The organism is Roseinatronobacter sp. NSM (genome assembly GCF_052379845.1).
Taxonomy (GTDB): domain Bacteria; phylum Pseudomonadota; class Alphaproteobacteria; order Rhodobacterales; family Rhodobacteraceae; genus Roseinatronobacter.
On record NZ_JBQTCF010000008.1, the window covers coordinates 46,155 to 58,152 of the forward strand.

Here is an 11,998-nt window from a genome sequence, read left to right on the forward strand (position 1 = left end):
TTTGGGTTGTTGGTCGTGCTCCTTTGTTGCGTTGCGATGGGGGGGTGTTTGCTTAGCCCGACGGGCGCCCTGACTTCCACGCAGAATAAAGGCGCGTCAGTTCAGTTTCTGCGTTGTCGTGCAGCCATTGGGCGAATTCTGGCAAATCAGACTTTGACAGCCGCAGCGTTACCGCGCGCGGCGTGTCCTTCACCTCGGCCAGTGGGGTGCCGTCAGGCAATTTGACCGATAGGGCAGGGGGGGGCGCTGCGGCTGATTTCCCCTTGCGCGACGCGGCATCACTGACGCGCGCAAAGCGATCATCCGAATTCAAAACACTGTCCAGTGGCAGCGCCGCGACCAGTTCCACCAAGTCTATTTTGGCGTCCCGAACCCTGTCGGCCAGATCTTCCCAACGCCGCCGCCCCACGCCATGCGCCGACCCAATTGCCTTTATCACAGGTTCAGGGATAGCGCGCGCAACCTTGGCCATGCGCGACAGCATCGGTTTGTCGATTGCAAGCGCGTCCAGAATGACGGGTTGTTCATAGCCATTGGCCAATAGCTCGGTCGCAAACAGCGCTTTTTCAATAAAGCTTGGGTCAAGGCGCTGGGAATTTTCCTGACCTTGGGCAAGGATCGCTTCCTCATCTGACAGGCTGCGCACCAGCGCTTTGGCTGGAATACCCAGTGTTTGCAACGCCCGAAGCCTGCGGCGGCCATACACAATCTGGTAATGGCCGGGCTTGTCCGCAATAGGCCGCACCATAATTGGCACTTGCTGGCCATGGTGGCGTATGCTTTCGGCCAGCGCGGCCACGTCTGCATCGCTGAAGTTAAGCCTGTCTTTTGGGCCTGCTTCCTCAATAACGTCAACCGCAAGATCCCTTACCGCGTTACTGGACAGGTCCTTGAGGGTGGATCTGACACCGCTCATTGCGCCCGTATTGGGGAAACGCGGTTTTGGGTCCTTGCTGGTGGCATCTGCCTTGGTATCCGGCGGGGCAGGGGGCTGAAACAGGTTTCTACGAGCCATCAGTCACCCTCTCTGCCCCAAGCGGATTGTATAGTCTTTTCAAACTCATCTGCGACGCCGTTTACGCTTTCAAGAATGCGGTCAAGGGTCTTTTTGACAACCTGTCCGGGGTCCAGTTCGTAAATTGTTTGTTGCGTCATGCCCGCATCTGAAATGGCAGTTGATTTCAGCATGGGGGTATTGAGGACCTGATCAAGCAGGATCGACCGCAGGAAACCCGCCATCTGGGATTGGGGAACGTCTGTGGGTTCATACCGCGCAATCAGGAATTTCAGAAATGACCAGTCGATAGGGCCTGTCGCATCTTCCAGCGTTTGAACGGTTTCCCCTGCCATTTCAAGGAATTGCGCCATGGACGCAACGTCAAGCATACTGGGAACAACAGTAATCAAAAGCCCCGTTGACGCAAGCAAGGCGGTCATTGTGGTGAACCCCAACTGGGGCGGGCAATCAATGATCACCAGATCGTAGTTTTGTTCCACTTCGTCCAGCGCGATGGCCAGCCGCTGCGTGAAGGGGGGGTCAATCTTGTGTTGCAGGGCATAGGCCGTTTCGGTTTCATACTCCGACAACAACAGCCCGGCCGGTGCCAGGTCCAGATTATGGAAATAGGTTTTGCGAATAACCTGACTAAGGGGGACAGGTTCTTGATATTTCAGCGCGTCATAGATTGTCCCGCCTTCGGAAAATTCAATTTCGGGCCGGTAGCCGAACATGGTTGTCAAGCTGGCCTGCGGGTCCATATCCACTGCCAGCACACGATAGCCGCGCAATGCATAGCGCTGCGCCAGATGGATGGCCGAGGTTGTCTTGCTGGACCCGCCTTTGAAATTCACGATTGAAATGACCTGAAGCGCATCGCCCGCGCGGCGGCCCGGCAAATAGGTTTCGCCGTTCCGGCCAGTGCGCGCCATCACATGGCGGATTTGGTCAATGTCTTCAGCGGAATACAGCCGCCTGCCACGGGAATCTGTTTCAACATCTGGAAAGTCACCTTCCTGATGGCGGGTGCGCAGGTTGGACATGCTGATGCCCGTCAGTTCCGACACTTCCGCAGGGTGAAACTTGCGCAGCGTTTTTCTGCTTTCGGGTTGAAAGCTGTTGCGCATATGAGTGTTCAAGGCTTCCGACAAGCGCGCCGCATTCGCCGCAATGGATGCCGCGATGGAGTCTGGATGTGTCGTGTCCAACGTCGAATTCATGCTGCCCTCATGACCTCTTGGCGGGTCGTTTGTGTTTCGTCGCTAAATCGCGCGATTTTCGCGTCACTGCGACAACAGAACTCATGACACGCAATTGCCCGTCAGACAACAGTTTTTTCACAAATGGTTGCCCTGCGCCCGTGTTGCGTATGTGCTGCAACCTGATGATATTTGCTTAACATACTGAAAACAATAAGAACGGCCTGTTTCCGGTGCGCGTGGTATCCAGGATATGGCGCAATATCGCGTTTTGCGCAAATGCGGGAACCGACATTGCGCATAAAAAAGCGCGACTCCAACGGGTTACATTGAGTTGTGCAAGTGCCAATGCACGCGGGTACACCCGGGCCCTGTTGCATAACGTCAAAGCTGCAATATGGGGTGTCGATTCGACTTTTGCGACATTGCTGCGTGAAACAGGCCGAAATCGGCAATATTTCTTGCGTATCGGGTGGGGCAGGGGGGCGTTATGCCGCTGGGCTGTGCTGTGGCGCGATGCGTTGCCCGTTTTCGCCATGGAAGTAATGCAAATTGGCCGGATCATAGGAAAGAAAGATGGCTTCGCCACGTTGCAAGGGAATGTCGGGTGCCAGCCGGGCACAGATTTCGTGTCCCGCAAAGTGGCAAATGGCCATTGTATCTGATCCCAGTGGTTCAAAAACGTCGACCACCGGCTTGATTTTGCTGGTTTCTTCGGCGGTCCAGATCAAATGTTCAGGGCGGAGTCCCACATCAATTTTGGCGCCGTCGGGTGCCTCAACATCGCCAATCGCCAGAAGCGCGTCCCCTACGCGCAGACGGGCCGCGCCGCCGGACCGTTCAAGTATACCTGACAGAATGTTCATTTTTGGTGACCCGATGAATTCGCCCACGAAGCGGCAGTTCGGGTGGCTATACAACGCCATTGGCGGACCTTCTTGCACGATGTGGCCACCGCGCAAAACCACAACGCGGTCTGCAAGGGTCATCGCTTCGGTCTGGTCATGTGTGACATAGACGGTGGTTGTGCCCAGCATGGCGTGCAACCGCTTGATCTGCGTGCGCATTTCGACCCGCAGCTTGGCATCAAGGTTACTTAGGGGTTCATCGAACAAAAACACCGATGGTTCGCGCACGATGGCGCGGCCCATGGCGACACGCTGTCGCTGCCCGCCCGACAACTGGCCGGGTTTGCGGTCAAGGTAATCGCCAATTTGCAAAATGCGCGCGGCCTCTTCAACCTTGGGCGCAATATCGGCCGCTTTCCAGCCCCGCATTTTCAGCCCGAAGCCGATATTCTCGCGGATGGTCATATGCGGGTATAGGGCGTAATCCTGAAACACCATCGCCACATCGCGCCCCCGTGGTTCCACTTCATTGACCACGCGGCCCCCGATGCACAGCGTGCCGCCGGAAATTTCCTCCAGCCCCGCGATCATGCGCAACATGGTGGATTTGCCACATCCCGAAGGGCCGACAAAGGCGACAAATTCGCCGTCATTTACAGCAAGGTCCACGCCATGGATTGCACGAACCCCACCATAATTTTTCACAATTTTACGAAGGCTGATGTCGGCCATGCTGCGTCTCCTGTGCGATCCCGGCAAAAAGGGGCTTGCATTATTGATAATCTGATGATTATCGTTATTGATAATACAAGGCAAGCCCGAAAGCAGACCCACGCAAAAAGGAGCGGCGCAGACATGGCCGTTGAAAGTTTCAGCATACCAACGGTGACGGACCTTGTGGCGCGCCAGTCCAGCCGACGCAGCCATGCCGTGTTTGTCGCCCTTCAGAAGGAAATCGTGCTGGGCGTGCTGCCACCGGAACAGGCGCTGACGGAACTGGACCTTGCGCAACGCTTTCAGTGCAGTCAGGGCACAGTGCGCGAAGCGCTGATGCAGTTGAATGAAGAAGGGCTGGTCAAGCGGCTGCCCAACAGGGGAACACATGTGGCCCCTTGCCACGCCGACGATGCGCGCGCCCTTCTGGGTGTGCGTCGTGCGGTGGAATGCGACCATCTGGACCGCGTGGTTGCCCGTGCCGATGACCGTTTGCGCGTCGATCTGGGTGATTTCCTGAACGCCATGCGCAATGCCGCGCGCGACGGTGATGAATACCTGTTGTCCGTCTATGACCGGGCTTTTCATGCGCGTCTGTTTGACACGGCTGATCTGCCACTGGTCGCGCCTATCCTGACACGCTGCCTGATCCACAACCACAGGTTCAAAATCCTGAACTCGCGCCCCAATCGCGCGTTGGAAGAAACGGCTGAACGGCATGTTCCCATCCTTGCGGCGCTGGATGCGCGCGATGTGGCGCAACTGCGCAATGTGCTGGCCCATCATATTGCCACAATTGTGGATTTTGGCCCCGACCTGACGGGCGCGGCCCCGCAATGAACGCCTTGTCCGACACCATGCGCGCAGTGCTGGCCCGGCTGGCCCAGGACGATGCCGGTCTGGTTGACCCCACCACACTGGACCCGCAGCAGGGCCGGACGCTGGCCGCGCTGGCCAATCTGCGCTGGAATGACGATCTGCCCGCGATGGCCGATGCCCGCACCGTGATGGTTGCGGACAGTATGCCCGCGCGCTGGGTGGTGCCGCATAATGACACAGGGCGCGATGCGATTTTGCATGCGCATGGTGGGGGCTGGGCGTTTTGTTCGCCCGCAACGCATGAAGGGGCGGCGCGGCGGCTGGCGCTGGCTTGCGGCTGTCCGGTGCTGACGTTTGACTACCGCAAAGCGCCCGAACACCCGTTTCCGGCGGGGTTGGATGACGTGATCGATGCGTGGTATGCCCGTGATCCCGCGCGCCGCTGGTCCATGGCAGGCGACAGTGCGGGGGCCAATCTGGCGCTATGTGCCATGTTGCGATTGCTTGCAGAAGGGGCTGATCTGCCTGCGCAGGCGTTGTTGTTTTATGGTGTGTATGGCGCAGATTTCACAACCCCGTCTTACACCGCCAATGCCGAAGGGCCGGGGCTGACGCGTGCAAAAATGCGCCGCTATTGGGATTGGTATGCGCCCCATGAACTGCGCGCCAATGCCCAGATTGTGCCGGTCCTGGCCGAGGATGCGGCGCTTGCAGCGCTGCCGCCGCTATACCTGAACGCCGCCGCCTGCGACCCGCTGCTTTCGGACAGTGAAAACCTTGTGGCGCGGTTGCGTGCCCTTGGGCGCGATGACCCGTTCGACCGGGTGGACGGGGTGGTGCACGGGTTCATGCAGATGGGCCTTGCCCTGCCAGAGGCGCGCGAGGCGTTCGCGCGGGCAGGCAAGGTTTTTCGTGGGAGGAGCGCCTGACAAGGGCGACAACAAGGGAGGAAAGACAATGACTTTCAAGAAAACACTGGGGTTCGCCTCGGTTCTGGCCCTGACGGCAGGGTTGGCCCATGCCGACAGCACAGTGCGGTTCTGGTATCATTTCGACAATGCCGACAATCCAATGGATGATCTGGTTGCCGCCTTCGAAGCTGAAAATCCCGGCATCAAGGTTGAGGCCGAGAATATTCCCTGGAACAGCTATTATGACCAGCTTTATACCGCCATCATTGGCGGGAATGCGCCTGATGCGGCCATGGTCAAGATGTTCGCCCAGCCCCGTCTGGTGGAAATGGGCGCGCTGGAACCCATTGGCGCGTGGATCGACGCATGGGACGGCAAGGACGGGCTGCAGGATAATTTGCTGGAACTGACGCGCGCAGCGGACGGGCAGGCCTATTATCTGCCGGTCCAGTATGTGGTGCTGTATCTGTATTACCGCCCCGACATGTTCGAGGAACTGGGCTTGTCCGTGCCCCAAACCTGTGACGAATTCCGCGATGCGGCGCGCGCGCTGACCCGTGACACCAACGGTGACGGCCAGATCGATGTTTACGGCTTCGGGTTCCGTGGCGCTGGTGGCGGGCATGACCACTGGGGCAGTTTCACCCTTGGCCGCGACGGCGTAAGCCTGACCGAAGGGTTGACTTCGGACGCGGGCATTGCGGGCACGCAATTTGTGGCGGACCTGTTCCGCGAAGACGGGGTATTCCCGCCTTCAACCCCGAATGACGGGTTTCAGGAAATCATCGGCACGTTCAAGGCCGGGCGCACGGCAATGACCATTCACCACATAGGGTCGGCCAATGGCATGGTCGAGGCATTGGGCGACAACGTTTCAGCCACAGTTGTGCCGGAATGCGGCGGCGGGCGCTGGACAGCGTTCGGCGATGAAAGCACCGCCATTCTGTCCAGCGCCGAAGATAAGGACGCGGCGTGGAAATGGATTTCCTTCCTGTCATCTGCGGGCAACAATGCCCTGTTCAACGAAGCGACGGGGCAATTGCCGGTGGTCAAGGCCGATACAGAAACCTGGTCCCTGCACCCGCAGCGTTTTGTTCAGGCCACGGTTGAGTCACTGCCCTTCGCCGAATTGCTGCCAAACGTGCCCGAAACGTCCGATTTCGTGAACACGGTCTGGGCCACAGCCATGCAGCGGGTCTTGATTGGCGATATTAGCGCCGAGCAGATGAACAAACAGATTTCCGACCTGTTTTCAAACTGATCGTGTGATGCGCGGGGCAGGGTGCCGCCTTGGCACCCTGTCCTGGCCCTGATGCCTGCCCCCGCACAGAGAGAGTGAACATGTCCCCGGCTGATCCCCCCGACAGGCCGCACCGCCGCCCGCTATCGCGGATTGTGTTGCCCTATGCGATGTTGTCGCCCGCAGTGCTGGTCACACTGGCCATTGTGTTCTTTCCCATGGTTCAGACAGTGTGGATGAGTCTGCATGATTATGTGCTGTTCCGTCCCAACGTGTTCGAATTCGTGGGCCTGAAGAATTTTCGCGCCGCCCTGAATGACGAAGTGTTCTGGATTTCGCTGCGCCATACCATCATCTGGATGGCAGCGACGATTCCGGCGCAATTGCTTCTGGGGCTGGTCACGGCGCTTTTGCTGAACCAGCAATTCCCGTGGCGCCCCGTCGCGCGGGCGCTGGTCATCATTCCGTGGGCATTGCCGTCGGTTGTGATCGCGCTGATGTGGGTGTGGATTTATGACAGCAATTACGGCATTGCGAATGAGCTGTTGTTGCGGGTCGGGCTGATCCAGCGGGCCATTCCATGGCTGGCCAATCCCGACACGGCGCTTGCCGCCATTATTCTGACGCTGACATGGCAGGGGTTTCCGTTCTTCGCGGTCATGATCCTTGCTGGCCTGCAATCCATTCCGCGCAGCTATTATGAGGCCGCAAGCATTGACGGGGCAAGTGCATGGCGGCAGTTCTGGCACATCACCTTGCCGGGCATTTCCGGTGTTGTGGTCACGGCGGTATTGCTGCGCACCATCTGGGTGGCCAACAGTTTTGATGTGATTTTCGTCATGACAGGGGGCGGGCCGGGCTATGCCACCCATACCTTGCCGCTTTATGCCTTCATCAAGGCGCGCACCAATCTGGATTTCGGCTATGGATCAGCGATTGCCACGCTGTTTACGCTGATGCTGATGGGCATTGTGCTGGTCTATCTGCGGCGCACCGCAAAGGCGGTGCAGTGATGGCACTTGGCAAACGGTCCACCCTGCGCCGCATCCTGACAGTTGACCTGCCGATGCTGGCAATCCTGACCTTCACCCTTGGGCCATATCTGTGGATGTTCATCACCTCGATCAGTCCAGAATCCACGCTGTTTACCGAAGGTCCGTCCATCTGGAACGCCACGATTGAAAACTACACCCGGCTGTTTGCCACAGTGGGGTTTGCGTCCAACATGCTGGACAGTCTGATCGTGGCACTTGGCACAGTGGCGGTGGGGTTGTCGCTGTCGGTAACGGCGGCCTATGCGTTTTCGCGGTTCAATTTCCGGGGCAAGCGTATCCTGATGGTGCAGTTTCTGCTGATCAACATGTTCCCGTTGGTGTTGTTGATCCTGCCATTGTTCATACTGATGCGGGTTCTGGGGCTGCTGGACACGCATCTTGCGCTGATCATCGCCAATTCCACTGTGGCGATTCCGTTTTCGGTGTGGATGATGGTCAGCTACATGAACGGCATTCCCAAATCGCTGGACGAAGCCGCAGTGACCGATGGCTGCACCAGAATGCAGGCGCTGCGGCGCGTCATCCTGCCGCTATGCCTGCCCGGTATCATTGCCACCGGCATTTATATCTTCATCACATCGTGGAACGAATATTTGTATGCGCTGACCCTTGGGGGCCGGAACGTGCGCCCCATCACAGTGGCCGTTCAGACCCTGATCGGCGAATACGAAGTGCAATGGGGCTTGTTGACCTCGGGGGGGATCGTCGGTGCCCTGCCAGCGACAATCCTGTTCCTGCTGGTCCAGAAACGCCTGATCTCGGGGCTGACGCAAGGCGCGGTCAAAGGCTGAGAAGGAAAGGAAATACAGTGAAAAACCCCGTTGGCATTATTTCAATGCAGTTCACCCGACCGTTCACCGGCAAGGACCTTCATTATTTCGCAAAGGCCGCCGAGATAGGGTTCGATTTCATCGAACTTCTGGTGCCTGAACCTGAAGACAAGCTGCCGCTGGCAGATGTCCGGGTGGCCGCGGCAGATGCCGGGTTGTTTGTGGTGCTGGCCGCGCGCGTAAACCCCCAGCGCAGCATCGCGTCAGATGATGCGGCGAACCGTCAGGGCGGCATCGACTACCTGAAACGGACTGTGGATGTGGCCGTGCAGCTGGGCGCGTCCATCATCGGCGGGCCGCTTTATGGCGAACCCATGGTCTTTGCGGGCCGCCCACCAGTGCCGCGCAGTGATGGCGACATTGCCGCGCGCGCTGCGCGCACTATTGACGGGCTGGCGCAACTGGCCCCCATTGCCCGCGACGCGGGCGTGGTGTTCGGGCTGGAACCGCTGAATCGCTTTGAAACCGACATCATTTCTACTACGCGGCAGGCGGTGGAGGTGGTGGATGCGGTGGGCGATAGTGGGCTGGGCATCATGCTGGATACGTTCCATATGAATATGGAAGAACGCTCCATCCCGGATGCGATCCGCCTTGCGGGCAAGCGGATCGTGCATTTTCAGGCGAATGAAAACCATCGCGGCCATGCAGGCACCGGGCATATTGACTGGCCCGCTGTCATGCGCGCGCTGCATCAGGTGGGCTATGGCGGGCCAATCGCGCTGGAACCCTTCCGCCGCGCCGATGACAGGGTGGCGCTGCCCATTGCCCATTGGCGCGCCCCCCAAGAGGATGAGAGTGACAAGCTGCGCGCCGGTCTGGGGGTCATTCGCAACGCGCTGACACTGGCAGGGGTGGACCAATGATCAATATTGGATGGATTGGCTGTGGCCGTCACGCGCGGCAGATGCTGCTGCCACAGATGGGGCGCAATGGGATGCGCATCGCGGCCCTGTGCGACCGTGACGGGGACGCAATGGCACAGGTGGCCGCTGAATATGGTGTCACCGCGCAGCATACGGATTTCCACGACCTGATTGCCACACCGGGGCTGGATGCCATCGGCATGGCCGTGGGGCCGGACCTGCACCATGCGGCCGCCCTGGCCGCGCTGGCGCGCGGGCTGCCGGTATTCATGGAAAAACCCCCCGCCGCTACAGCCGAAGGCGCGCGCGAGATTGCCCGCGCTGCGCAATCTGCCGGCAAGCCCGTGATGGTGGGGTTCATGAAACGCTATGCCACCGGCAACCGTATTGCCAAGAATGTGCTGGTGGGGGGCGGTTTTGGCCGGGTTCTGGGGATTACGGGCGCCTATATGACGGCGCCGACCTATTTTGTGGGTGAACCTGACTATACCGGGTTCTTCCTGCACCATTGCGTCCATTACATGGACCTGATCCCGTGGTTCGCAGGCGAAGATTTTGGCGACATGCAGGTGCGCAGCATATCCCCCGAAGCTGGTAAACTGCTGTTGCACCTGAATTTCACCACAGCAGGCGGGGTGATCGGCAATGTGGTCATGGGCACTGTCCAGTCGCGCGGCACCCCGATGGAGGAAATCCGCATCATGGGCGACCATGCGCGGCTACATGTGGACAATATCATCAATGTTGCGCTGTATCGTGACCCGCCCTTCAAGGCTGATGACCCAGCCGCCACATTGGACCCGGGGTGTGACACGTTAAGCTGGACCCCGAATTTCACCGCCGCCGCGAATGAAGACCACAAGGGATATGGCGCTTTGCTGGCCGATGTGGGTGCCGTGTTGGGGGGGGCGGCGCGCGACGTGCCCGACATTGCAGACGGGGTGCGTGCCATGGAACGGCTGGAACGCATGATCGCCGGGATCGACATTTAGGGCATGAGGGTTGAAACCGGTTCCCATGTTTTTCGCAACATGCCCTAATCAGGGCGCAGTGTCACAGTTTGGTTGGCGTCCCTTATCTGATGGCGGGTTTCGCGCCCGTCTGACCACTGGACATGCACATCTGCTTGTGTTGCCGCGCCCAGACCGAAATGCAGCGGCACAAGCTGCCCGCCCGCATGCCCCCCGCCGATGGTGACGTCTTGCCATTGTGTGGCGGTTTGGGTGCGCAGTGTGACCCGCGCGCCAATGCCAAAGTGGTTTGGCCCGGCTTGACGCAATGCAACCGCCAGCCAGTTGCCAACCCCTTCGGTGATGTTGCGATACAGGCGGGCAGGGGCGCGGCGGTTGACAACCACCAGATCAAGCCGCCCGTCATTGTCCAGATCCACCAGCGCCGCCCCGCGCGAGCGCGCGAAATCTGCCAGCCCCGCGCTGTGGCCCGCTTCGGAAAATCTGCCATCCACCCCTTGCAGCAACAGGTTGTTGGGGTCGGCCATGGCCAGATCGGGCATTTGGTCGACATTGCCCTTGGCGATAAACAGATCCGCGCGCGTGGTGTTGTTCACATCGCCCCATTGCGCATGCCAGCCCGTCGACGGGCGGCCATCATCGCCCATATAGGGGCGGTGGGCCGTGTGGCCCATGCTGAAGGGGGCGGTGCTGTAGGTGCCATCCCTTTGCGCCAGTTGCAGCATCTGGTCGGCCATGGAGGTCAGGTAAACATCCGCAAGCCCGTTGCCGGTTATGTCGCGGCTGGCAATGCCCATGCCCCAAAGCATCAGGTCCGGCCAGCCATCAGCGCGCCCCAGAAACCGCGCATCGGCAATGTCCCACATCTGTTCATGCCCGCCGCGCACATAATAATGCCGGTCATTGGACAGGCGCAGGGTCATGCGGTCGCGGGCATCGCGCGCGGCCAGCGCCGAAAGCGGGCAGAAGCCGGGGCCGAATGCCTGCGACACCCAGCCTGTGCCATCCGGGCGCAGCATCTGGTTTTCATCACAGGCAAAGAACGGGCCTGCGGGGTCGTCGCGGTTGACATAATTGCCAATGAACATACTGGGCCGGTCCGCGCCCGCGTCCCACCACGCGCTGAACGCCGTGGACCAGCCTGTGCCCGCCTCGATGCCAAGCGCGTGGGTCGCGTCCTCGAACTGGCAGTCCCCCAGACCGCGCAACACCACATTCGGCCCCACACGCAGCACGAACAGGTCCAGAACCCCGTCGCCGTCAATATCCAGCGGATAGGCGCCGGTCACACCCTGCAGGCCAGTATCGTGGGGCGCAAATACCATGTCCCCATGGTTGCGCAACATCAGCGCAGGCCCGTCGCCACCGGCCAGAAACAGATCGGGCAGGCCATTGTCGCTGCAATCAAACGCTGCCACACCCCCGCCCACGAAAAATTCCCAACCGCCACTATAGTGATGTTCGGGGATGGTCGCGCTTAGGTCCGCAAATAGCGGGGTTTGGGGCAGGGCAGGGGCGGCCACACTGACCAGGGCCATCAACACAGCC

General features: G+C 59.6%; 11 protein-coding genes. 7 read left to right on the forward strand and 4 right to left on the reverse strand.

Annotated features, from left to right (window positions below; genetic code table 11):
• Positions 1-52: 52 nt before the first annotated feature.
• From repB to ACTZWY_RS06155, 3 genes are all read right to left on the reverse strand, one after another.
• A complete protein-coding gene (repB, locus tag ACTZWY_RS06145; RefSeq protein ID WP_444789815.1) occupies positions 53-1,015 on the reverse strand; it encodes a plasmid partitioning protein RepB in 963 nt (320 codons plus the stop codon).
• Positions 1,015-2,217, reverse strand: coding sequence for a plasmid partitioning protein RepA (gene repA, locus ACTZWY_RS06150; RefSeq protein WP_444789816.1), 1,203 nt, complete (start codon positions 2,215-2,217; stop codon positions 1,015-1,017). Before repA ends, repB begins: the two co-directional genes overlap by 1 nt.
• Before the next feature lie 467 nt (positions 2,218-2,684).
• Positions 2,685-3,776: an ABC transporter ATP-binding protein gene (locus ACTZWY_RS06155; RefSeq protein WP_444789817.1), complete on the reverse strand. Its 1,092-nt coding sequence runs from the start codon at positions 3,774-3,776 to the stop codon at positions 2,685-2,687.
• A gap of 123 nt (positions 3,777-3,899) precedes the next feature.
• Between ACTZWY_RS06155 and ACTZWY_RS06160 the strand changes: the two genes are divergently transcribed.
• The 7 genes from ACTZWY_RS06160 to ACTZWY_RS06190 all read left to right on the forward strand — a co-directional run bounded on the left by ACTZWY_RS06160 (position 3,900) and on the right by ACTZWY_RS06190 (position 10,471).
• Positions 3,900-4,598 carry a GntR family transcriptional regulator gene (locus tag ACTZWY_RS06160; protein ID WP_444789818.1) on the forward strand — a complete coding sequence of 233 codons (699 nt, stop codon included), beginning with the start codon at positions 3,900-3,902 and terminating at the stop codon, positions 4,596-4,598.
• The gene (locus tag ACTZWY_RS06165; protein WP_444789819.1) at positions 4,595-5,506 is read left to right on the forward strand and encodes an alpha/beta hydrolase; all 912 of its coding nucleotides are present in this window, start codon (positions 4,595-4,597) and stop codon (positions 5,504-5,506) included. Before ACTZWY_RS06160 ends, ACTZWY_RS06165 begins: the two co-directional genes overlap by 4 nt.
• Before the next feature lie 28 nt (positions 5,507-5,534).
• A complete protein-coding gene (locus tag ACTZWY_RS06170) occupies positions 5,535-6,749 on the forward strand; it encodes an ABC transporter substrate-binding protein (protein ID WP_444789820.1) in 1,215 nt (404 codons plus the stop codon).
• An 80-nt stretch (positions 6,750-6,829) separates the two neighbouring features.
• Complete coding sequence (locus ACTZWY_RS06175; RefSeq protein ID WP_444789821.1) at positions 6,830-7,741, forward strand: carbohydrate ABC transporter permease; 912 nt, start codon at positions 6,830-6,832, stop codon at positions 7,739-7,741.
• On the forward strand, positions 7,741-8,574 hold the full coding sequence (locus ACTZWY_RS06180; RefSeq protein ID WP_444789822.1) for a carbohydrate ABC transporter permease: 834 nt from the start codon (positions 7,741-7,743) through the stop codon (positions 8,572-8,574). The genes ACTZWY_RS06175 and ACTZWY_RS06180 overlap by 1 nt, the downstream gene beginning before the upstream one ends.
• A 17-nt stretch (positions 8,575-8,591) precedes the next feature.
• The gene (locus tag ACTZWY_RS06185; protein WP_444789823.1) at positions 8,592-9,479 is read left to right on the forward strand and encodes a sugar phosphate isomerase/epimerase family protein; all 888 of its coding nucleotides are present in this window, start codon (positions 8,592-8,594) and stop codon (positions 9,477-9,479) included.
• Positions 9,476-10,471, forward strand: a complete 996-nt coding sequence (locus ACTZWY_RS06190; protein WP_444789824.1) for a Gfo/Idh/MocA family protein — start codon at positions 9,476-9,478, stop codon at positions 10,469-10,471. Before ACTZWY_RS06185 ends, ACTZWY_RS06190 begins: the two co-directional genes overlap by 4 nt.
• A 44-nt stretch (positions 10,472-10,515) precedes the next feature.
• On the opposite strand, the gene ACTZWY_RS06195 is transcribed toward ACTZWY_RS06190, so the two are convergent.
• Complete coding sequence (locus tag ACTZWY_RS06195) at positions 10,516-11,988, reverse strand: CRTAC1 family protein (protein WP_444789825.1); 1,473 nt, start codon at positions 11,986-11,988, stop codon at positions 10,516-10,518.
• Positions 11,989-11,998: the final 10 nt, after the last annotated feature.

What these genes read in the sequence shown, in the direction of transcription:
- ACTZWY_RS06155 (WP_444789817.1), bottom strand. Translation starts at nt 3,776, where the DNA reads ATGGCCGACATCAGCCTTCGTAAAATTGTGAAAAATTATGGTGGGGTT.
- ACTZWY_RS06180 (WP_444789822.1), top strand. Translation starts at nt 7,741, where the DNA reads ATGGCACTTGGCAAACGGTCCACCCTGCGCCGCATCCTGACAGTTGAC.
- ACTZWY_RS06190 (WP_444789824.1), top strand. Translation starts at nt 9,476, where the DNA reads ATGATCAATATTGGATGGATTGGCTGTGGCCGTCACGCGCGGCAGATG.
- ACTZWY_RS06170 (WP_444789820.1), top strand. Translation starts at nt 5,535, where the DNA reads ATGACTTTCAAGAAAACACTGGGGTTCGCCTCGGTTCTGGCCCTGACG.
- repB (WP_444789815.1), bottom strand. Translation starts at nt 1,015, where the DNA reads ATGGCTCGTAGAAACCTGTTTCAGCCCCCTGCCCCGCCGGATACCAAG.
- ACTZWY_RS06160 (WP_444789818.1), top strand. Translation starts at nt 3,900, where the DNA reads ATGGCCGTTGAAAGTTTCAGCATACCAACGGTGACGGACCTTGTGGCG.
- ACTZWY_RS06165 (WP_444789819.1), top strand. Translation starts at nt 4,595, where the DNA reads ATGAACGCCTTGTCCGACACCATGCGCGCAGTGCTGGCCCGGCTGGCC.
- ACTZWY_RS06175 (WP_444789821.1), top strand. Translation starts at nt 6,830, where the DNA reads ATGTCCCCGGCTGATCCCCCCGACAGGCCGCACCGCCGCCCGCTATCG.
- repA (WP_444789816.1), bottom strand. Translation starts at nt 2,217, where the DNA reads ATGAATTCGACGTTGGACACGACACATCCAGACTCCATCGCGGCATCC.
- ACTZWY_RS06195 (WP_444789825.1), bottom strand. Translation starts at nt 11,988, where the DNA reads ATGGCCCTGGTCAGTGTGGCCGCCCCTGCCCTGCCCCAAACCCCGCTA.